The 19,965-nt window shown below is 38.4% G+C and carries 19 protein-coding genes and 1 pseudogene; 6 read left to right on the top strand and 14 right to left on the bottom strand.

Features of this window, described 5'->3' with window-relative positions; genetic code table 11:
* Window positions 1-119 precede the first annotated feature (119 nt).
* The gene (locus OQZ33_RS17540; protein ID WP_265800486.1) at window positions 120-1,733 is read left to right on the top strand and encodes a S8 family peptidase; all 1,614 of its coding nucleotides are present in this window, start codon (window positions 120-122) and stop codon (window positions 1,731-1,733) included.
* 110 nt (window positions 1,734-1,843) lie between these two features.
* Here OQZ33_RS17540 and OQZ33_RS17535 read toward each other — a convergent pair whose 3' ends face one another.
* From OQZ33_RS17535 to OQZ33_RS17520, 4 genes are all read right to left on the bottom strand, one after another.
* Window positions 1,844-2,890, bottom strand: a complete 1,047-nt coding sequence (locus OQZ33_RS17535) for an NAD(P)-dependent alcohol dehydrogenase (protein WP_265800485.1) — start codon at window positions 2,888-2,890, stop codon at window positions 1,844-1,846.
* A gap of 63 nt (window positions 2,891-2,953) precedes the next feature.
* Window positions 2,954-5,083 (bottom strand): xanthine dehydrogenase family protein molybdopterin-binding subunit, encoded by a 2,130-nt coding sequence (locus tag OQZ33_RS17530; protein ID WP_265800484.1) that lies wholly within the window; start codon window positions 5,081-5,083, stop codon window positions 2,954-2,956.
* A gap of 2 nt (window positions 5,084-5,085) precedes the next feature.
* Window positions 5,086-6,069 (bottom strand): FAD binding domain-containing protein, encoded by a 984-nt coding sequence (locus OQZ33_RS17525; RefSeq protein WP_265800482.1) that lies wholly within the window; start codon window positions 6,067-6,069, stop codon window positions 5,086-5,088.
* Window positions 6,066-6,689 carry a (2Fe-2S)-binding protein gene (locus OQZ33_RS17520; protein ID WP_265800480.1) on the bottom strand — a complete coding sequence of 208 codons (624 nt, stop codon included), beginning with the start codon at window positions 6,687-6,689 and terminating at the stop codon, window positions 6,066-6,068. Before OQZ33_RS17520 ends, OQZ33_RS17525 begins: the two co-directional genes overlap by 4 nt.
* A gap of 167 nt (window positions 6,690-6,856) precedes the next feature.
* Between OQZ33_RS17520 and OQZ33_RS17515 the strand changes: the two genes are divergently transcribed.
* Window positions 6,857-7,507, top strand: coding sequence for a YceH family protein (locus OQZ33_RS17515; RefSeq protein WP_265800479.1), 651 nt, complete (start codon window positions 6,857-6,859; stop codon window positions 7,505-7,507).
* A gap of 1 nt (window position 7,508) precedes the next feature.
* Here the strand turns inward: OQZ33_RS17515 and fabF are convergent, their stop codons facing one another.
* The 4 genes and pseudogenes from fabF to OQZ33_RS17495 form a co-directional block, all read right to left on the bottom strand.
* A complete protein-coding gene (gene fabF, locus OQZ33_RS17510; protein WP_265800478.1) occupies window positions 7,509-8,759 on the bottom strand; it encodes a beta-ketoacyl-ACP synthase II in 1,251 nt (416 codons plus the stop codon).
* A gap of 4 nt (window positions 8,760-8,763) precedes the next feature.
* Window positions 8,764-8,988, bottom strand: coding sequence for a DUF2798 domain-containing protein (locus OQZ33_RS17505; RefSeq protein ID WP_265800476.1), 225 nt, complete (start codon window positions 8,986-8,988; stop codon window positions 8,764-8,766).
* 18 nt (window positions 8,989-9,006) lie between these two features.
* A pseudogene (locus OQZ33_RS17500) lies at window positions 9,007-9,774 on the bottom strand (SDR family oxidoreductase).
* Window positions 9,775-9,824: 50 nt separating this feature from the next.
* Window positions 9,825-10,412, bottom strand: a complete 588-nt coding sequence (locus OQZ33_RS17495; RefSeq protein WP_265800474.1) for a TetR/AcrR family transcriptional regulator — start codon at window positions 10,410-10,412, stop codon at window positions 9,825-9,827.
* 318 nt (window positions 10,413-10,730) lie between these two features.
* On the opposite strand from OQZ33_RS17495, the gene OQZ33_RS17490 reads away from it, so the two are divergent.
* From OQZ33_RS17490 to OQZ33_RS17480, 3 genes are all read left to right on the top strand, one after another.
* Window positions 10,731-11,642 carry a helix-turn-helix domain-containing protein gene (locus OQZ33_RS17490; protein WP_265800472.1) on the top strand — a complete coding sequence of 304 codons (912 nt, stop codon included), beginning with the start codon at window positions 10,731-10,733 and terminating at the stop codon, window positions 11,640-11,642.
* 82 nt (window positions 11,643-11,724) lie between these two features.
* Window positions 11,725-12,561, top strand: coding sequence for an SDR family NAD(P)-dependent oxidoreductase (locus OQZ33_RS17485; RefSeq protein ID WP_265800471.1), 837 nt, complete (start codon window positions 11,725-11,727; stop codon window positions 12,559-12,561).
* A gap of 104 nt (window positions 12,562-12,665) precedes the next feature.
* Entirely contained in the window at window positions 12,666-13,517 is an 852-nt protein-coding gene (locus OQZ33_RS17480) for an SDR family NAD(P)-dependent oxidoreductase (protein WP_265800470.1), read from the top strand.
* A gap of 125 nt (window positions 13,518-13,642) precedes the next feature.
* On the opposite strand, the gene OQZ33_RS17475 is transcribed toward OQZ33_RS17480, so the two are convergent.
* From OQZ33_RS17475 to mutS, 5 genes are all read right to left on the bottom strand, one after another.
* Complete coding sequence (locus OQZ33_RS17475) at window positions 13,643-14,248, bottom strand: thioredoxin family protein (RefSeq protein WP_265800469.1); 606 nt, start codon at window positions 14,246-14,248, stop codon at window positions 13,643-13,645.
* Window positions 14,249-14,254: 6 nt separating this feature from the next.
* Window positions 14,255-14,722 carry a TlpA disulfide reductase family protein gene (locus OQZ33_RS17470; protein WP_265800468.1) on the bottom strand — a complete coding sequence of 156 codons (468 nt, stop codon included), beginning with the start codon at window positions 14,720-14,722 and terminating at the stop codon, window positions 14,255-14,257.
* 140 nt (window positions 14,723-14,862) lie between these two features.
* A complete protein-coding gene (locus OQZ33_RS17465; protein ID WP_265800467.1) occupies window positions 14,863-15,360 on the bottom strand; it encodes a C40 family peptidase in 498 nt (165 codons plus the stop codon).
* A complete protein-coding gene (locus OQZ33_RS17460) occupies window positions 15,357-15,704 on the bottom strand; it encodes a low molecular weight protein tyrosine phosphatase family protein (RefSeq protein ID WP_265800466.1) in 348 nt (115 codons plus the stop codon). Before OQZ33_RS17460 ends, OQZ33_RS17465 begins: the two co-directional genes overlap by 4 nt.
* Window positions 15,705-15,714: 10 nt before the next feature.
* Complete coding sequence (gene mutS / locus OQZ33_RS17455) at window positions 15,715-18,294, bottom strand: DNA mismatch repair protein MutS (RefSeq protein ID WP_265800465.1); 2,580 nt, start codon at window positions 18,292-18,294, stop codon at window positions 15,715-15,717.
* Window positions 18,295-18,751: 457 nt separating this feature from the next.
* Between mutS and OQZ33_RS17450 the strand changes: the two genes are divergently transcribed.
* Entirely contained in the window at window positions 18,752-19,066 is a 315-nt protein-coding gene (locus tag OQZ33_RS17450) for an HPF/RaiA family ribosome-associated protein (protein WP_265800464.1), read from the top strand.
* A 136-nt stretch (window positions 19,067-19,202) separates the two neighbouring features.
* Here OQZ33_RS17450 and OQZ33_RS17445 read toward each other — a convergent pair whose 3' ends face one another.
* The gene (locus OQZ33_RS17445) at window positions 19,203-19,943 is read right to left on the bottom strand and encodes a menaquinone biosynthetic enzyme MqnA/MqnD family protein (protein WP_265800463.1); all 741 of its coding nucleotides are present in this window, start codon (window positions 19,941-19,943) and stop codon (window positions 19,203-19,205) included.
* Between the last annotated feature and the right edge of the window lie 22 nt (window positions 19,944-19,965).

Raw genomic sequence — 19,965 nt, 5'->3', positions numbered from 1 at the left:
GATCCTGTTCATTAATTTGAATGGGATCTTCTGTTTATATAGATTCATCATTTTAATTACATTTTCAGAAATACGAGAAATTAAAATTATCTTTCCGCGTTAAATACAAAAATACATAAATGAATAAGAGTAGAATTTTTAGAGCGTTGCTGAGCGCTGCTGTAGTTAGTGCAGTACCATTTATAGCCAATGCACAAAAAGCAAATTGGCAAAATCTTGATCTTAAAACTGATTCAACATTTGGAATCAGCACCGAAAAAGCATACAAAGAACTTTTGAAAGGAAAAAAATCGACAAAGGTTATTGTAGCCGTAAACGATGGCGGCGTTGAAAATACACATGAAGACTTAAAAAGAATTATGTGGGTTAACGCTAAAGAAATCTCAGGCAATGGAAAAGATGACGACAAGAATGGTTACGCGGATGATATTCACGGTTGGAACTTTATTGGTGGACCAAAAGAGTCTGTTAACTTCGAAACTTTAGAATTAACGCGTTTAGTACGCCGAGATCTAAAACGATTTGAAAACACTACGGATGCAACGGTTTCGGCAAAAGATAAGGCAGATTTTGAAGCATTTAAGGCCAGAAGAGCAGATTTGGAAAAACAGTTAGGTGAGGCTAAAGCTGGCTTAGCTAATATTTCTGGTTTTAAAAACGCGTTAGACGCCTTTATTAAGAAATTGGGAAAAGAGAATCCTACTTTGGCCGAAATTAAAGCCTACAAGCCAACAGCAGAAATGGATGGCCGTATTCAAAGCATTTTAGTTGAACAATTAGCGAATGTAAGTTTTAAAGATTTTTACGAAGATCAAATTAAAGAAGGTTTCGATTATTACACCCGTCAGGCAGAATATAATCTAAATGTTGATTATGATCCCCGTAGCATTGTAGGTGATCATCCTAATGATCCTAAAGAAAAATTTTATGGGAATAATGACGTTGCTGGTCCGGATGCCATGCATGGTTCCCATGTTGCCGGAATTATTGCAGCAGACCGAACAAACAATTTAGGGATCAAAGGCGTGGCCGATAACGTGGTAATTATGGGCGTTAGGGTTACCCCGAATGGTGATGAGCGTGATAAAGACGTGGCAAACGGCATTCGTTATGCTGTTGATAACGGCGCAAAAGTAATTAATATGAGCTTTGGTAAAGCTTACAGCTGGGACAAAGCTGTAGTGAACGAAGCTATGAAATACGCAGCTTCTAAAGATGTTTTAATTGTGCAGGCTGCAGGTAACGAAAATAAGGATATCGATACGGAAAATAACTTCCCTAATCATAAAGATTTGGATGAAAAAACGATCGCATCGTGGATTACAGTTGGCGCCTCAGGTCCTAAAGATGATGAAACTTTAAAAGCAAGTTTCTCTAACTTCGGTAAAACTCAGGTAGACGTTTTTGCTCCAGGTGTGCAAATCTATTCTACTGTTCCGGGATCGAAATATAAAAATTTAAACGGAACAAGTATGGCTTCACCTGTTGTTGCCGGTTTGGCAGGATTAATCCGTTCTTATTATCCTAAACTGACTGCCGCACAAGTGAAAGAAATTATTGTAAAGTCAGTTAGCAAAGTAAATCATAATGTTTCTTACAAAAAAGGAGAAGAGGAAAATGCAGAATCGGTGTCAGTACCTTTCTCTGATTTATGCATCAGCGGGGGTATTGTTAATGCATACGAAGCTTTAAAATTAGCTGCTACCTATAATGGAAAAGCAACTGCTAAATAATACTGTAAATGCTTAGATAAAAAAGGCGAACGTTAGTTCGCCTTTTTTATGATCTTAACTTCGTAAAGTTTACCTACTGAATATAAAAGTCAGATCTATTCTAACTACAATTAAATAGTATCCATATCAATAACAAAACGATACTTGACATCGCTGTTCAACACACGTTCATAAGCTTCATTTACGTAATTGATATTAATAACTTCCACTTCGGAAACAATATCATGTTTTGCACAGAAATCGAGCATTTCTTGTGTTTCTGCAATACCGCCAATACTCGAAGCCGTTAAAGATCGGTTTCCATGCATTAAGGCAGAGCCAGGAAATTTTAAAGGTTCCGGTGGTAATCCTACGCAAATATGCACACCATTTACATTCAGGAGTTTGAGGTACATTTCATAATCATGCGGAGCAGAAACAGAATCAATGATAAAATCGAAATGCTTTGCATATTTTTTCAGCTCTTCAGGATCTCTGGTGATTACAAAATGATGTGCTCCTAAACTTTTAGCATCCTGCTCTTTAGAAGGCGACGTACTTAAAACCGTAACATCTGCACCAAATGCAACCGCAAATTTTACCGCCATGTGCCCAAGACCACCCAGGCCTAAAACGGCCACCTTATGTCCTTTGGCTATGCCCCATCGTTTAATCGGCGAATAAGTGGTAATTCCCGCACAAAGTAATGGTGCTACTCCTGCTAAAGGCAAACGATCAGAAACGCTTACTACAAATTCTTCTGTGCAAACAATTTTATTTGCATATCCACCGTAAGTAGGCGTTTTCTTATCACGTTCTACACTGTTGTAGGTCCACACCGTTTCGCCTCTTTCGCAAAACTGCTCCTGGCCGCCTTTACAGGTTGTACATTCCTTACAACTATCTACCATACAACCTATTCCTGCCAAATCGCCAACGCTGAACTTGGCTACTTCCGATCCCACTTCAGTGATTCTACCAACAATCTCGTGTCCGGGAACCATTGGATAACGAGCCGGACCCCATTCGCTGCGCACCTGATGGATATCAGAATGGCAAATACCACTAAACAAAATCTCTATTAAAACATCTTTTGGGCCAACATTCCTTCTCTCGAAATTCCAGGGCGCCAGTTGATCTGTTTTACTGTGAACAGCATATCCTTTTGCAGCTATCATATAAATTTTCTTATACTATCTTAAATTGATATTTAATCTTCGTTTTTCCTCAACTATCTTTTATCAGGCACTTGCTAAAATCTTATCCGGGGTGATCGGTAAAGTTCTAATCCTTTTACCAGTGGCATTAAAAACAGCATTTGCAACCGCTGCAGAAAAACCGATTAAAGCAATTTCACCCATTCCTTTTGCACCCATTGGATTGATGTATGGATCTGGCTTATTGATAAAATGTACTTCTATTTCAGGTATATCTGCATTGACCGGCACATGATAATCAGCAAAATTATTGTTGATATAGCGTCCATAACGGTGATCGATAACAGACTCTTCTGTCAGTGCCATACCTACGCCACCCACTGCACCACCAACCATCTGGCTCCGAGCGGTTTTAGGACTAACAATCGTTCCTGAATCACCCACTGAAATAATCTTATCAACTTTAACTACACCAGTTAAGCTATGCACTTTTACCTTCACAAAGTGGATGGAGAAAGAATACATGGAATATTCCTCCCGTTCTTTACCAGCAGAACTTTGCTTAGTGACCTCGATAGATGGAAGGTTATTCTTCTTTAAAACGTCGACAAAATTGGATGTTGCATCCATATTCGAATTGGCTGCTAATTCTGCTATGGTAGATTTTAAGCTAACGCATACATCGTTTACCGCAGAACCCACCGTAGAAAGCGTTGCAGAACCACCCTGGCTTGGCGCTGGTGGCAATGAAGAATCTCCCAACTCGAAAGTAATTTTACCTACGGGAATACCTGTTATCTTGCTGGCAATCAAAGTCATTCCTGTTCCAGTTCCCGGACCGATATCACTGGTTGCGCTTTGCAAAACCAAAGATCCATCCGCTTTTAAAATACCTTTAACACTGGCTCGACCCCTATTGGCATTAAAAACCCCAATACTCACGCCAAAACCAGTTTTCCATTGCCCTTCAACTAAGCTTCCAGGTTTATTTTTGCGTTCATTCCATCCTATTTTCTGAGCGCCAATTTTATAAGCCTCTTTAATATTTTTATCCGAAAATGGCTTATCACGCTGCTGATCCCGCTCCGGGTCGTTTTTAATTCTGAAATCAAGTGGATCCATATCTAAAGCGTGGGCCATTTCATCAATCGCACTCTCCAGCGCAAATGCACCGGTCGCTTCTCCAGGTCCACGCATCCAGATGGGCACACCCAAATCTACAGGAACAACTGTGTATTGCGTATTCACATTATCGCATTGATACATGAATTTCGCCATGTTAACCACCCCTTCAGTAAAGTTTTCGTAGGCGGAGGTTTCTCCAAAAGCACGATGCGTAATTCCAGTTAACTTTCCATCTTTACTGGCGCCCAAACCTATGGTTTGAACGGCTGCCGGACGATTGCCCACCATGGTAAACATCTGCATTCGGGTAATTACAAGTTTAACAGGTTTACTAAGATGTTTGGAAGCCATTACCGTTGCAATTTCCAAAGGCCATGTACGTAAGGCCATTCCAAAACCACCGCCCACAAACTCAGAATTTACCTGGATATTTTCTATTGGAATTTTGAATACATTAGCTATTGTTCCCTGCGTTGCTTTTACACCCTGGGTTTTTGCGTAAACGGTAACCTGGCTATTCGGACGCCAATCAGCAATGATCCCATGTAATTCCATAGGGTTATGTGTTTCAATCGGCAAATGATATTTAGCCTCAATTTTTACCTCCGCAGTTTTATAGGCATTCTCAACGCCTCGTTTATAATCAGGCTGACCTTGAAGTTTTTTAGCTTTTGAATCGGCAATTGCTTTCTCAAAATCAGTATTAAAATCTTCTTTTGCATAAGTTGCCTTTACTAATGATGCAGCATATGTTGCCCGCTCAAAAGTATTTGCAACCACTATAGCGATTGGTTGTCCGTTAAAAAATATCTTATCGGTATAAAAAATTTTAAAAGGTGAGCCACCCTCCTGTTCGTATGCTGGAGCCGATGGTTTATTTAAATGAGAGATCACCGCAAGTACGCCAGGCGCTTTTTCAGCAGCTTTTGTATCAAGCGTAGTAATTTTGCCTTTGGTAATGGTGCTGGTAACTAAAACGCCATAAGTTAACCCAGGTAATTCGTATTCAGCAAAGTATTTAGCTTTGCCCGTAACCTTGAAAACGCCATCTACGCGGTCATTTTCATCTTTAATTATTCGATTTTCCATGATTATGCCTTAGATTTTGCAACAGTTAATGCTTCAATAATTGTATTGGGAGCCATCTGGAGTTTGAAATCATTCTCTCCAAATCCTTTTGCATCCGTCATTGCCAACTTGGCGGCTTGCTCAAAGTTTTCAAGGCTTGGTTCCTTGCCTTTTAAGAAATTTTCCGACGCTGTTAATCTCCATGGTTTGTGTGCAACGCCGCCCATTGCAAGGCGAACATCGCTGATTTTATTGTTAGAGATTTCTAAGGCGGCCGCTACAGATACTAAGGCAAAAGCGTAAGATGCCCGGTCTCTAACCTTTAAGTAGTTAGAATTTTTAGCTAAATTATTTACCGGAATTTCTAGGCGGACGATCATCTCATCGGCTTTTAAGTTATTGTCTAACTGAGGAGTATCTCCCGCAAGGCGATGAAAATCTTGAAATAAAACCTTGCGTTCGCCTTTGGTACTTGCCAGCACAGCAACTGCATCTAAAGCGACTAAAGCGACGCACATATCACTCGGATGAACGGCAATGCATTTATCTGATGTTCCGAAGATGGCGTGCATCCTGTTAAAGCCACCAATAGCGCCGCAACCAGATCCCGGCTGGCGCTTGTTGCAGGGCATTTCAGTATCATAAAAATAGCCACAACGTGTCCGTTGCATCATGTTGCCACCAACTGTAGCCACATTTCTTAACTGCGCAGACGCACCGGCATTTAAGGCCATTGCCAGCAGAGGCAATTTTTCTTTAACCAAAGTATTTTCTGCAACGGCAGTATTCGATGCTAAGGCACCAATGATAATTTTATCGCCAACAAGTTCAATTTGCTTTAAAGGAACGTGGTTAATGTCGATCAATTTTTCAGGAGCTGTTACCCCTCTTTTCATTAGATCGATCAAGTTTGTACCACCAGCAAGAAACTTGGAATTTTTATCTTTTATCAACAAGGATAATGCTGATTTTGTCGAGGTTGTTCTTAAGTATTGGAAGTTGATCATGCTTTCATTCCTCCCTTCGAAACTTCAACTATTGCGTCAACTATATTAGGATAAGCACCACATCTGCAAATGTTTCCACTCATATATTCACTAATTTCTGCCCTCGAGTTTGTGTGCCCTTCGTTTACGCAGGCCACTGCCGACATGATTTGTCCGGGTGTACAATAACCACACTGAAAACCATCATGTTTAATAAATGCTGCCTGCATCGGATGTAACTCTTCTGCTTTTGCAAGTCCTTCTATAGTCGTTATTTTCTTCCCTTCGTTCATCACTGCCAAGCTTAAACAAGAGTTTACGCGTTCTCCATTTACGTGGACGGTACATGCACCGCATTGACCATGGTCGCAGCCTTTTTTGGTTCCTGTTAAATGAAGCTCTTCACGCAGATAATCTAACAGTGTTACACGAGGCTCAATAGATGTCTTATAAGCCTTATTGTTTACCGTTATATTAAGTGGTATTTTTTCAAAAAGTTCAGCGAAACGTTCATCAGCCTGGTTTTCGGCTGCTTTAACAGCAACAGATGGTGTTAAAGCGATTGCAGTAATGAGTGAACTTTTCTTTAAAAAGTCTCTCCTGCTATCGCCCTGATTTGATTCCTTATCAGATGATTGCATAAAGTATGTTTTGAGATGTCTCCTAAGTTCGCTAATCTTAAGCTGAAATTAGCTCGATTTAGAAATTTAGAATAATTCTAATAAGATATGAGAGGCATTAGCCAAAGAAATAACTGATACCAACAGAATAATTTCGATAATGTCAACTCAATTTCTATTTTTAGCAAATGGAAGAAATTAAATTGCTACCCAATTTATCTGCAGAAGAACAACGCGTTTTAGGTTCATTAATAGAAAAAAGCCGAACCACGCCAGACTATTACCCGATGACGCTGAACAGTTTAACAGCAGCTTGTAATCAAAAAAGCTCAAGAAATCCAGTGGTTAATTATAGTGAGGAGACCGTAACACTAACATTAAATTCACTAAAAATAAAAGGTTTAATATCAACAGCTACAGGAGGTTCGAGCCACGTAATTAAATATAAGCATAACTTAGCGATTGCTTATCCATTGATCCCTTCAGAACTTTCTATTCTTTGCCTATTGCTTTTGAGAGGACCACTAACACCAGGCGAAATTAATAGCAATTCAGGAAGGCTATTCGAATTTGAAAGTATCGAAGAAATTTCTGAACAATTACAGAAGCTTGCCGAGGGAGAGCCTGCGTTCGTAAAACTGTTGACCAAAAAGCCAGGACAGAAAGAGGCAAGATATGTACACCTATTAGGTGAACAGGCAGACAATCAAGAGGAAGAACCACAAGTAGCACAAACTACAATTTTCCAACCCAATGAAGAGCTGGAAAATCGTATTGCGAAATTGGAACAGGAACTCGAAGAGTTAAAAGAACTTGTTAACCTATTAATGGACAAATAGCTTATCCCTCAAATTTCTTAAAAATGGTGCTGGCTACGTGTCCGCCGAACCCGAATGTATTGTTTAAAACGTAGTTGATTTCCTTTCTAATCGGCTGCCCTAAAACAATATTTAATCCTTCCGGGATTTTTTCATCAAGCTTTTCAGTGTTGATTGTTGGTGGAATGATACCATCTCTTATGGCTAAAATACTAATCAGGCTTTCTACAGCGCCGGCGGCACCAAGCAAATGACCTGTCATGGATTTTGATGCCCCAATTACCACAGGCAAGCCGTCGAAAACATTTTTGATTGCATTTAATTCGCTCAAATCGCCTAAGCCTGTCGAGGTAGCGTGAGCATTGATGTAGTCGATTTTATCTGCAGAAATATTAGCATCGCTTAAAGCTTTTTGCATCCCTAAAGTTGCTCCGATTCCATCTGGTGGCGTTCCTGTTAAGTGGTAAGCATCAGCAGCCATTCCGCCACCAACAATTTCTGCGTAAATATGAGCGCCACGGCTTAACGCATGTTCTAATTCTTCTAAAATTAAAGCACCTGCGCCCTCACCCATCACAAAGCCATCACGGGTTTCATCAAATGGTCTAGAAGCTGTTTCAGGACTGTCATTTCTCTTAGACAATGCTTGTGCAGCGTTGAAACCGCCCACAGAAGCTTCGGTAATTGCAGCTTCAGAACCTCCGGCAACCATTACACTTGCCTTGCCCAAACGAATCGTATCGAAAGCATTTATAATAGCCGTATTGGAAGAAGCACAAGCCGAAACCGTACAATAATTGGGTCCGCGGAGTTTGTGGCGGATGCTAATGGCACCGGCGGCAATATCTACGATCATTTTCGGAATAAAAAACGGACTGAATCTTGGTGTTCCATCACCTTGGTGAAATTCGGCCAACTGCTCTTCGAAAGTAGAGATCCCTCCGTTGCCAGTAGCCCAAATTACACCAACTTCAGCCAATTGTGCATCCGTCATCACAGTAAAGTCCAATCCAGCATCTTTAATCGCCTGGTCGCTTGATGCGATAGCATATTGGGTAAAGGTATCGTACTTTCTAGCTTCTTTTTTATCCAGAAACTCCTCCGCATTGAAATTTCTTACCTCAGCAGCAAAATGTGTCTTAAACTTACTGGTATCAAATTTAGTAATCGGTCCGACACCACTTTTACCATCGAGAATATTTTTCCAGAAGTCTTCTACAGTGTTTCCAAGTGGCGTTATGGCGCCTAATCCAGTTACAACTACTCGTTTCATTTTATTAGTTTTTATTTTCTCCTGCGTACAGGTAATCTACGAAAGCCTGAACTTTCGGAGCAATGATTAGTATAGCGGGAATGGCCACTACATAAGAAATCGCCCAGGATTTGACCCAGACTTTAATAAATTTCTCGCTAAAACCTAGATTTACGCTTATCGCCGCAAAGGTTACAATTCCTGTTGTAAAAATTGCCATAATAAAGGCGAAAGTTAATTTCTTTTTCATTCCTGCTGATTCGATTAATTAGTTTACCGATTCTACCCAAGCTTTTCTGTTCGCATTCATCACATTTAAAGCATCTACAGGAGATTGACGGAACAATTCATAAATTTTAGCGGTATCACCAACCCTGATTTCGAATTCATCTTCTGCTAAAGCAGCAATAAATTCATCAGCAACAACTGATGGCTTAATACCATTGTGCCCACCAATTTCTTTTGAAAATTCGGTATCAACCAAAGGAGGCATCAACTCAAAAACTTTAACTGAACTATCTTCAAGACTTAACCTTAACGAAGTTGTATAAGAATGTAAAGCGGCTTTACTGGCTGCATAAGTTGGCAACGTGATACCAGGAACCTAAGCTACAACCGACGAAACATTTACAATTGCCGATTCTGGCAGCGCTTTTAGAATCGGTAAAAGTTTTTGATTAATTCTGATGATGGATAAATAATTAGTTAACATTTCATCTTCAGCATTTGCGAAAGCGTCCTGATTGTTATCAGCTAAATTGTAAACAATTGCTCTCCCGGCATTATTGATCACCATATTTAAATTAGGGAAATCCTTTCCAATTCGTTCAACTAATTGATCAACTTCTTCTGCCTTGCTTACATCAAATTGGATGGACGTAACATTGCTTAACCCTGATAATGCGGAATCCAGGCGCTCTTTGTTTCTACCCGTTACAATCACATGATTGTTTAATGCTGTTAGCTGTTTTACGATTTCTAATCCGATACCAGCTGTTCCGCCGATAATTAATACTGTGTTTTGTGAAGTTTTCATATTTGCTGTTTCTATTATATACCAATCGGTATATTTTTGTTTAAAATTTTTTAGCCTAAGCTTTTAATATATTTTTTTAAAGAATTCATTATTAATTTCCAATTTTCCATGTTGTTGGTGAGGCGAGAAACCATCACTCCGCCCTCTATCATTGCAATAATTGTTAGCGCAATTTGTTCGGGATTATTATCAGCTTTAAGTTCTTTCTTTAAAATCCCCTCTTCTACCAGGCTTATAATTCTATTCTTCCAGGAGAAGACTGCTTTTAAAACTTTATCCCGGAGAGCGGGATGTGTATCATCGGCATCGATAGCCGTATTCAAAATTGGGCAACCTCCCAGAGAAATCCCATTAATTAAAAGGCTTTGGTAAATATTTATATAAGCAAGTAATTTTCCTTCAGTCGTATTTTGCCGACTTATTTCTGCCTCGATTTTTGAAACATTCGTACTGAAATTATAATCGAAAGCAGCAAGCGCAACTTCATCCTTATTAGCGAAATTGCCATAAATACTTCCCTTTGTTAGCCCCGTTGCAGCAATGATATCATTTAAAGATGTACCAGCATAACCTTTCATATTAAAAATGGGTGCTGTTTTCTCTATAATGAAATTTCTTGTTTTTTCTGCCTTGGTCATGTTGATTTGAATTGACAAAGCAAATATATACCGATTGGTATATTAAATGCAAATCTATTTATCATGGTAATGTATTTTTAATAATTCGCGATTTAGATTGAGGCGAAGCGAAAGAAATCTTTGTAGAACTTACTTTTATAAGGATTTCTTTGTTTTGGGCGCAATCCCGTCTCTAAAGATCTGGATAATGGTGTTTATGTGAAAAAGATGCTAAAATAAATTCAGCATGACGATTTGGTCAATTTAGTCGACGAACTATTTCTCTGCTAAAGTCTAAAGAAGATTTCTATATCAGTTTGAATTTTGTAACTTTGGTTCATGAGTAAGTCAGAATCTATAGAGGAGTTTTATAAAAATAAGTTTGATTTTTTGCCTGATAACCTTCAAAAAGATATCGGCCATTTTAATGTATTTAGGATGGAAGACTGTGTTGGCGATGATAAACCACCAGTAAAATACAGCCGAAGAGACTTCTATAAAATCGCTTTGAATAGAGGTCACAATATCTACCATTATGCTGATAAAAGTGTTGAGATTAATGGAACGGCACTGATGTTTTTCAATCCTTTAGTGCCCTACAAATGGGAATTGGCGAGTGGTAAATTGAATGATGTGAGAGGCTACTTTTGCATATTTACCGAAGCATTTTTCAATGAGAAAATCCGTGGAAATATTGGCGACTTGCCCATGTTTGCAGTTGGAGGTAAGCCAGCGTATATTTTGGATGCGAAACAAGATGAGCTCATCTCTTCACTTTTCGAGAAGATGCTGGAAGAAATCAATAGCGATTATATGTATAAGTATGACCTGCTAAGAAATTATACTACTGAAATAACGCACTTCGCACTCAAAACAGAGCCATCAGAAGTGTTATACAAACATCCCGATGCAAATTCTCGAATTACCTCGGTATTTACAGAGCTTTTGGAAAGACAGTTTCCCATCGAAAACCCTGGACAAAGATTTACCATGCGTTCAGCAAAAGACTTCGCGGCCCAGCTTTCTGTACATGTAAATCACTTAAATAGGGCGATAAAAGAAACAACAGGAAAAACCACAACACATTATATTACAGAGCGTTTATTAAGCGAGGCGATGGCTTTACTTAAACATACAGACTGGAATATCTCTGAAATTGGTTATTGTTTAGGCTTTGAAGAACCGACACACTTCAATAATTTTTTTAAAAAACTCACTAACAATACGCCTGGTTCTTATCGTATTGTTTGATTTTAGTAATCATCAGTTTGATTGACGTAATAGTAAATTTTAATTCGCGCCGTAATTTTGTCTTAACAAAAAGGATAAAATTATGGGGATTAAAAAAGTTTGGTTTATAACGGGTGCTTCTAAAGGATTAGGACTTAGTTTGGTAAACCAATTGTTAAAAGCAGGTCAATCAGTTGCAGCAACATCAAGAAACGTAAACGACTTAATTTCGGCAGTCAATTCAAATTCAGAAAAATTTCTCCCTATAGCAGTAAATCTTGCTGATGAGTTAAGTGTAGAAGATGCGATTAATGCTACTGTTGCTCAATTTGGTAGAATTGATGTGGTAATTAACAACGCAGGCTATGGTATTGGGGGCAGCATCGAAGAGCTAACGGATAAAGAAACCAAAGATGCTTTCGATGTAAATGTTTTTGGAACCTTAAATGTGATTAGAAAAGTAAGCCTGCATTTAAGAACACAACGTTCAGGCCATATCATCAACATTGCATCAATCGCTGGTATCGTTGGCGCTACGGGTTGGGCAGTTTATTCGGCTGCAAAAGCAGCAGTAATTGCATTATCTGAAGTGTTAGCTGAAGACCTAAAAGAATTTGGGGTTAAGGTTACGGTTGTAGCCCCTGGAGCATTTAGAACAAGTTTTCTTAAAGAAGAATCTTTAACGCTGGCAAAAAATCCAATCGATGCTTACCAAGAAGTAAGGGTGATACACGAACGATACTTAAAAATGGATGGCACACAAGCTGGCGATCCGGAAAAAGCTGCTGCAGCAATGATTTCTCTGGCAAGTATGCCAAATCCTCCTATCCATTTGCTTTTAGGTAAAGATGCTTTGCATAGAGCAATCATAAAAACCGATGCACTGACAAAAGAATATCAAGATTGGAAAGCAATTACCATTTCAACTGATTTCGACTAATCAGCTATTATCACCATATAAGAAATTTAAGATAAAACAAGATTAAATGCTCTTATATGTCTTATATGGTATAAATCATTTATAAATATTTAAAAACAAAAATCATGGAAAATAAAAAAGTATGGTTCGTAACAGGTGCTTCAAAAGGCCTCGGACTAACGTTAGTAAAAAAATTATTAAGCCGCGGATATAACGTTGCCGCAACTTCTAGAAACGTAAACGACTTATCGAACGCCGTTGGAGAATTTGAAAATTTCTTACCAATTTCAGTTAACTTGATGAATGAAGAAAGCGTTGAATCGGCAATAAGTCAAACCCTTAGCAAGTTCGGGAATTTGGATGTTGTAGTAAATAATGCTGGTTATGGAATGCTTGGTGCTTTGGAAGAATTGAGTGATAAAGAATCTCGTGAGAATTTTGATGTAAACGTTTTCGGTTCTTTAAACGTAATTAGAAAAGCCCTGCCTCAAATGAGGAGACAACAATCTGGTCATATTTTCAACATATCATCAATTGGCGGCTTTTCTGGCAATTTCCCAGGCTTCGGGATTTACTGCGCCACAAAATTTGCTGTAGCTGGTTTCACAGAATCTTTGGCTGCTGAGGTAAAATCACTTGGTATTAAAGCTACAGTTGTTGAACCTGGTTATTTTAGAACGGAGTTTTTAAGTTCCGGATCCTTTGCTATTCCAAAAAAACCGATTGATGCTTATAAGGAAGTGCGTGAATCTCAAATCGCCCATCAGGAACAGATCAATAATAATCAACCAGGCGATCCTGCCAAGGCAGCAGATTTAATTATTGCAGCAGCAGAAAGCGAAAATTCGCCCTTGCATTTATTCTTAGGTCCGGATGCTTATCAAGTTGCAAATACAAAAATCGCTGATGTACAGAAAGATATGGAAGACTGGAAAGCGTTGGCAACAGCAACTAATTTTGATGAGGTTGGGGCTTAATTAGCTTTTGGTCATTGCGAAGTAGAGCTTTTCCCGACCTTTCGGGATAGCAATCTTAACTTATTTATTGAATGGGATTGCTTCGTGCCTCGCAATGATGGAGCTTTAAGAAAAGGGATAAGCGATTATCCCTTTTTCCATTTTATACTGCAACCAACAGCCTTAGTACTTGAAATTGTTGGTTTTTTACCAGCTGATAATTCGCTAATCGCGTTCTGAACATAATTAACCTTATCTGGATTTTCACCCTCTGCATCATTATCGATTGAACCGATATATTCCACTACATTTCCTTTATCGGTTTTACTCAACACAAAAACATGAGGTGTTTTTAAAGCGCCAAATTGTTTGGTTACCACATGATTCGGGTCTAACAGATAAGGAAAGCTAAAATTCTTTTCTTTAGCCAGAGCCTGCATTTTCTCAAAACTTTCGTCAGGAACGGCACCAGCATCGTTAGGATTGATAGCCACAACAGGATAACCTTTGCTTGCATACGATGCATTCAAGGCAGAAACTCTTTCCTGATATCCTTTAGCGACAGGACATGTATTGCAGGTGAAAACTACGATATATCCTTTCGCATCTTTGTAATTAGCGAGCGAAACCATTTTCGAATCAACATTTTTTAATGCAAAATCTTTAACTAAATCTCCAATTTTATAACCCTCTGATTGCGCAACGGCAAAGCTGGAAATCAACATAAAACCAATTAGAAATAAATTTTTCATAATATCCTACTTTAAGTTTAACAAAGTATTTTTCAGTTCCTGCTCAGTGAATTCCTTTTCGTAAAAACGCCTTACTTTCATATTCACAAACAACGTTGCAGGTATCGCTCCCGACCACTTTTTATCAATTCGTTCGATGTATTGTTGCTGGTCTGGCTCATTTAAAAGGAAAACCTCAGCTTTAATATTATTCTTTTGTGCAAACGGAATAACTTTTTTCTGCAATTTTGATTTAAAATCTAAACTCACCAAAAGGACTTTTACAGGCTTTTTAAGGTTAGCTAATCTTAATTTTTCAAAATTAGGCAACTCTGCCACACATGGCGAACACCAGGTTGCCCAGAAATTAATCACATAAGTGGTATCTTTTCCTTGAGCGATACGTTTATCCAAATCATCAAGCGTAAGTAATTTCACCTGTGCATTAACCGAATAAGTAATTAAAGAAAAGCAGATTATAAAAAATATTCGCATAGTTTTATAACGAAGATTGAAGAGTTTTAGTTTGAAAATTATCTTTTACAGTCAGCTAAAGCAGACTGCAATGAAATGGATGCAGCATAAACCTGTACAGTGTCATTTCCGTTGGTTTCAACCAACGGATATTAGGATTATTAATTAACCGAACCCGATTTTACCAGAACCCTTTGATAAGCTGGCAAATTCAAATCATCAACAATAACACCTCTATTCGTACTTGCATGTACGAAAAAGCCATTATTCAGATAAACGCCAACATGATCTACCTCATTGCCTCCGAAAGAAAAGAACACTAAATCGCCCTCTTGTAAACGATCGATACTTTTTTTATTTACAGCTTTGGCTTGGTCGCGGGAAATTCGGGGTAAGGTTACGCCATAAATTTCTTTCTCCAATAAAAAAGCAAAACCTGAGCAATCGATTCCATTTTTATCTAATCCACCGAAACGATATTTCACACCAGTCCAATCGGTAATGAATTTGTAAAGTTGTTTACTCTTCAAATTCGACATCGCATCAGCTGCTTTTGCTGCTTTCGTGTCGTTTTTAACGGTATATTTTCTGGAACCACAGGCGGTTAAGACAAGTGAGAGTGTTAAGATTAACCAAAAGGAGTTTCTCGTTTTTATCATATTAATCCTCGCTTAAATACATCTTCAAATTTATATTCCAAAATATTTATTAATTCAGGCTGCATGTAATCATAATCGTCTGGAATATATAAACAGCATGTTTTCTTGTTGTTGTAAATTTCTGGATAGCTCTTTCGGATAAAATTCCGATGATGTCTTTCCATAACAACTATACTATCTGCCCATACTAATAAATCACTTGAAATTACAACACTGGCAGATGTATCTGTTCCTGCAGATTTAACTTCAAATCTATCGCCACGCTCATATATCTTATGGGCAGTAGCACTTCTCATTCGATTGATAGTGCAAACAAAAAGGATTTTAATTTTTTCAGCAGGCATCAAATAATCCCTAATTTTTTATCAATCTTTGTATCTCATCCAACTTCAACAAAGCCTCAACTGGTGTCAACGCATTTACGTCCAGATTATTCAGCGCATCGCGAATCTTAACCAAAACAGGATCGTCAATAGCGAACATTTGTAGTTGGTAAGCTTGATTTTGAACCTTTTTGATGCTGTCTTTGATACTTTGCCCCTCTGTCCTATCGATTTCGAGTTTCTTCAAAATCTCATTTGCTCTACCAATTAACTTCGGTGGCATCCCGGCCATTTTCGCCACATGGATACCGAAACTATGCTCACTTCCACCCGGGACCAGTTTTCTTAAGAAGATCACTTTATTAGTCATCTCCTTAACTGAAACGTTGAAGTTTTTAATACGAGGCATCGTGTTAGCCAATTCGTTTAATTCGTGGTAGTGTGTTGCAAATAAAGTTTTCGGACGAGAGGTTGGATGTTGATGCAAAAACTCTGCAATGGCCCAGGCAATCGAAATACCATCGTAGGTACTTGTTCCGCGACCTATTTCATCCAACAGAATCAAACTATTATCCGAAATGTTATTTAAAATACTGGCCGTTTCATTCATCTCCACCATGAAAGTACTCTCGCCAGAAGAGATGTTATCAGATGCGCCAACACGAGTGAAAATTTTATCTACCAAACCGACGTCAGCAGCTTTAGCAGGAACAAAACTTCCCATTTGGGCCATTAAAACAATCAAAGCGGTCTGTCTCAAAATTGCTGATTTACCCGCCATGTTTGGTCCGGTAATCATAATAATCTGTTGCGAATCAGTATCTAAATAAACATCGTTGGTGATGTATTCTTGGCCAACTGGCAATTGCTTTTCGATAACAGGATGTCGGCCACCCTTAATATCAAGGACTTTTTCTTTATTTACAGTCGGTTTAGTGTAATGGTTTTTCTCTGCCAGTTGAGCAAAACACAACAAGCAATCCAATTGCGCAATCAAAAACGAATTGAGTTGAATCGGTTTGATATAACTAGCCGTTTCGTACATTAATTCGTTATACAACCTAATTTCAATGGCTTGAATTTTCTCTTCAGCCCCTAAAATCTGCTCTTCGTATTCCTTAAGTTCTGGCGTAATGTATCGCTCGGCGTTAACCAGGGTTTGTTTCCTAATCCAACCTTCAGGAACTTTATCTTTATGGGTATGCGTAACCTCTAAATAATAACCAAAAACGTTATTAAAAGAAATTTTTAGTGAGGGAATTCCTGTTGCTTCAGCTTCACGCTTCTGTATTTGCACCAAATAATCTTTACCGCCAAAAGCGATTTTGCGCAAGCGATCTAAGTCTTCATCAATACCATCATTAATTACATTTCCTTTAATCAATAATGCTGGCGGTTCTGGCTGAAGTTCTCTTTCAATCCGGTCGCGAATTGCCAAACAAGGATTTAGTTGGTCGGCGATTTTGATTAGGAACGGGTTTTTCGACTTGGCAGCGAGGTTCTTAACTGCCTCAATATGAATCAAAGCCCGCTTCAACGCGACCAATTCACGTGGTCCAACACGTTGTAAGCCGACCTTTGAAATCAATCGCTCAATGTCGCCGATTTGTTTGATATGAGTTAGAAACTCCTGTTGAACTTCTTCATTTTTCACAAAAAAATCGACCATGCCCAAGCGTTCTTCAATTGGCTTTAATTCCTTCAAAGGCATGATAATCCATTTCTGGAGCAAACGAGCACCCATTGGCGTACAAGTGTGATCAAGTATATCGAATAAAGTAACTGCGTTGTCGTTTGCAGAGTTTACCAATTCAAGATTCCGGATAGTAAACCTATCTAACCACATGTATCGATCTTCCTCAATTCTACTAATTGAAGTGATGTGCTGTAAATTTCGATGTTCCGTTTCGCCCAGATAGTGTAAAACAACGCCTGCTGCGATGATTCCACTTTGTAATCGCTCAACTCCGAAACCTTTCAGCGAGGCGACATCAAAATGTTTAGTTAAAGTTTCTTCAGCATAATCTGATGTGTAGGGCCATTCATCCAACCCGAAAGTATAAAACCGATCACCAAAGTGCTCTATAAAAGCCTGACGTTTAGATTTTTGAAAGATTACTTCTGTAGGTTTAAAGCCTTGTAAAAGCTTATCAATATAATCGCTGTTACCTTGAGCAATCATAAATTCTCCCGTGGAGATATCTAAAAACGAAATGCCTATCTGCGTTTTATCAAAATAAACAGAAGCCAGATAATTATTTGATTTCTGATTAACAATATTATCGCCGTAAGCAACACCAGGAGTAACCAATTCAGTAACACCACGTCTCACGATTGTTTTTGTTGCCTTCGGATCTTCCAATTGATCGCAGATAGCTACCCTTTGCCCAGCCCTAACCAGCTTCGACAAATAATTATCTAAGGAATGGTGAGGGAAACCTGCTAATTCGAGGGCTCCACCGTTCGGTCCTGTGCCTCTTCTGGTGAGTACAATCCCTAAAATCTGGGCAGTTTTTATGGCATCTTCGCCGAAGGTTTCGTAAAAATCTCCAACCCTAAAAAGTAAAAGTGCACCTGGATACTTCGCCTTAATAGCGTTGTATTGTTGCATTAACGGGGTTTCTTTATTCGTGTCTTTAGCCAAAACTAATAGTAATTTGCAAAAGCTATAAAGATAACATCATTCATCGTTCTCCGGCAGTTTTGTTGAAAAGTTGAAAGATTGTTAAAGAACTTTTAAAAGTCACTAACCTTGATATCCTAGTGTAGATTAGCGTTAGTAACGTTTAATTGATGCAAACTTAAATGATCATCTATCCTATGAAAAATGAACAGTTCTGTACCTATCGGATACTGCAGTCCCGCTATCCACTTTACTTCGTTGCACTCCGTGGTCGTTTCTATCTGGTTTAAAAACAAAGTTTGTCCAGCAAGAGGCTTAGACAATTACATTCCAGCCGATATAAAATATTAGCGTGTTTGCAGAAAGGGGCATTTATTTATCGTATTTTAAAAACGTTTCTTCACCTGAACTGTTAAGCTATTATATTTAACTTAATCTTTTTACTATGACGATTCAACTGAATACCGACAAAAATTTAACCATTCACCAGGAATACGAAGATAAAATTAAAGGAGCCATTAATGACGCATTAGGAAGGTTTGACGATTTAATTACCCGCTTAGAGGTGCATCTATCTGATGAGAACGGCAGTAAAGAAGGCTTGGATGACAAACGTTGCTTAATTGAGGCAAAAATTGCTGGAAAAGAACCAATCGCTGTAGCAAACCTGGGAAATAACTATGATTTGGCACTTACCGGTGCATTGTCAAAGTTAAAAAGTAAGCTGGAAACCATTGCTGGAAAAATGAAAGCACATTAAAATTTAAAAGGCAATTCCAAAAAATAGGGATTGCCTTTTTTTATTAGTTTTGCCACGTTTAAGTTTTCTAAATATTTCGGATAAGATTTAAACTCTTCTAACTGCTTGACGATTTAAATAATATATAAAATCTGGTTTAAACTTTTTCTTTCTCCAACTCCTCAATATAGCCTAAAAACAATTTCATTGCTTTCTTTCTATCTTCGGTAACCTCAAACTGGAGTTTATGATACAAGTAATCTTCTAAATCGAAATTATTTGTGTGCGGTAAGTCTTTCAAAATTTCATTTCTGTTTGCTAAACCAAGTTTTAGAGCAGCATTAAATTCTTGTTTAAAGGCTGGTGATATTTCTTTGTTAGCTACCCAGGCTGCATACATAAAAGGGAGACCGGTAAAGTTCTTCCACTCCTGCCCCATATCATAAGCAAAAGCATAATCATCTTTTTTTCCAAAGGTTCTATCACCTATCAAAACAACGGCATCAGTCTTTGCAGCAGGGTCTTTTGTAAATTCTACTTCTTGTTTCCAATAAAATTTCAACAGCACTTTAGCCAGATTATTAGAAGTTCTTGAATGAGAATCTAGCCTTAAGGTTTTGATTTCGTCAACTGGAACATCACTAAAAATAAACACAGAATTAACTGCGCCATCGCTACCGATACAATAGTCTGCAACAATATTCGCATTTGGAACTAAGGGGATTGCAGCCACGGGCATTAAACCCATATCTACCTCACCACTAATTACTTTGGCAGCGCAATCTGAAGGAATATCTAAACTTAATTCTATCTTATTAATGATATCCGAATGCTCTAATCCGTATATAAAAGCTTTGGTGTTGGTATAGGCAACAGCCGATATTTTAATCTTATTCAATGGTTTATATATGTTTTGCGCT

The sequence above is a fragment of the Pedobacter sp. MC2016-05 genome (assembly GCF_026239735.1).
GTDB lineage: Bacteria > Bacteroidota > Bacteroidia > Sphingobacteriales > Sphingobacteriaceae > Pedobacter.
This window is presented reverse-complemented; position numbering and strand designations above follow the sequence as displayed.

What these genes read in the sequence shown, in the direction of transcription:
- OQZ33_RS17520 (WP_265800480.1), bottom strand. Translation starts at nt 6,689, where the DNA reads ATGCAATCATCTGATAAGGAATCAAATCAGGGCGATAGCAGGAGAGAC.
- OQZ33_RS17535 (WP_265800485.1), bottom strand. Translation starts at nt 2,890, where the DNA reads ATGATAGCTGCAAAAGGATATGCTGTTCACAGTAAAACAGATCAACTG.
- fabF (WP_265800478.1), bottom strand. Translation starts at nt 8,759, where the DNA reads ATGAAACGAGTAGTTGTAACTGGATTAGGCGCCATAACGCCACTTGGA.
- OQZ33_RS17470 (WP_265800468.1), bottom strand. Translation starts at nt 14,722, where the DNA reads ATGCGAATATTTTTTATAATCTGCTTTTCTTTAATTACTTATTCGGTT.
- OQZ33_RS17530 (WP_265800484.1), bottom strand. Translation starts at nt 5,083, where the DNA reads ATGGAAAATCGAATAATTAAAGATGAAAATGACCGCGTAGATGGCGTT.
- OQZ33_RS17450 (WP_265800464.1), top strand. Translation starts at nt 18,752, where the DNA reads ATGACGATTCAACTGAATACCGACAAAAATTTAACCATTCACCAGGAA.
- OQZ33_RS17490 (WP_265800472.1), top strand. Translation starts at nt 10,731, where the DNA reads ATGAGTAAGTCAGAATCTATAGAGGAGTTTTATAAAAATAAGTTTGAT.
- OQZ33_RS17505 (WP_265800476.1), bottom strand. Translation starts at nt 8,988, where the DNA reads ATGAAAAAGAAATTAACTTTCGCCTTTATTATGGCAATTTTTACAACA.
- OQZ33_RS17485 (WP_265800471.1), top strand. Translation starts at nt 11,725, where the DNA reads ATGGGGATTAAAAAAGTTTGGTTTATAACGGGTGCTTCTAAAGGATTA.
- OQZ33_RS17495 (WP_265800474.1), bottom strand. Translation starts at nt 10,412, where the DNA reads ATGACCAAGGCAGAAAAAACAAGAAATTTCATTATAGAGAAAACAGCA.
- mutS (WP_265800465.1), bottom strand. Translation starts at nt 18,294, where the DNA reads ATGCAACAATACAACGCTATTAAGGCGAAGTATCCAGGTGCACTTTTA.
- OQZ33_RS17515 (WP_265800479.1), top strand. Translation starts at nt 6,857, where the DNA reads ATGGAAGAAATTAAATTGCTACCCAATTTATCTGCAGAAGAACAACGC.
- OQZ33_RS17525 (WP_265800482.1), bottom strand. Translation starts at nt 6,069, where the DNA reads ATGATCAACTTCCAATACTTAAGAACAACCTCGACAAAATCAGCATTA.
- OQZ33_RS17540 (WP_265800486.1), top strand. Translation starts at nt 120, where the DNA reads ATGAATAAGAGTAGAATTTTTAGAGCGTTGCTGAGCGCTGCTGTAGTT.
- OQZ33_RS17460 (WP_265800466.1), bottom strand. Translation starts at nt 15,704, where the DNA reads ATGCCTGCTGAAAAAATTAAAATCCTTTTTGTTTGCACTATCAATCGA.
- OQZ33_RS17475 (WP_265800469.1), bottom strand. Translation starts at nt 14,248, where the DNA reads ATGAAAAATTTATTTCTAATTGGTTTTATGTTGATTTCCAGCTTTGCC.
- OQZ33_RS17480 (WP_265800470.1), top strand. Translation starts at nt 12,666, where the DNA reads ATGGAAAATAAAAAAGTATGGTTCGTAACAGGTGCTTCAAAAGGCCTC.
- OQZ33_RS17465 (WP_265800467.1), bottom strand. Translation starts at nt 15,360, where the DNA reads ATGATAAAAACGAGAAACTCCTTTTGGTTAATCTTAACACTCTCACTT.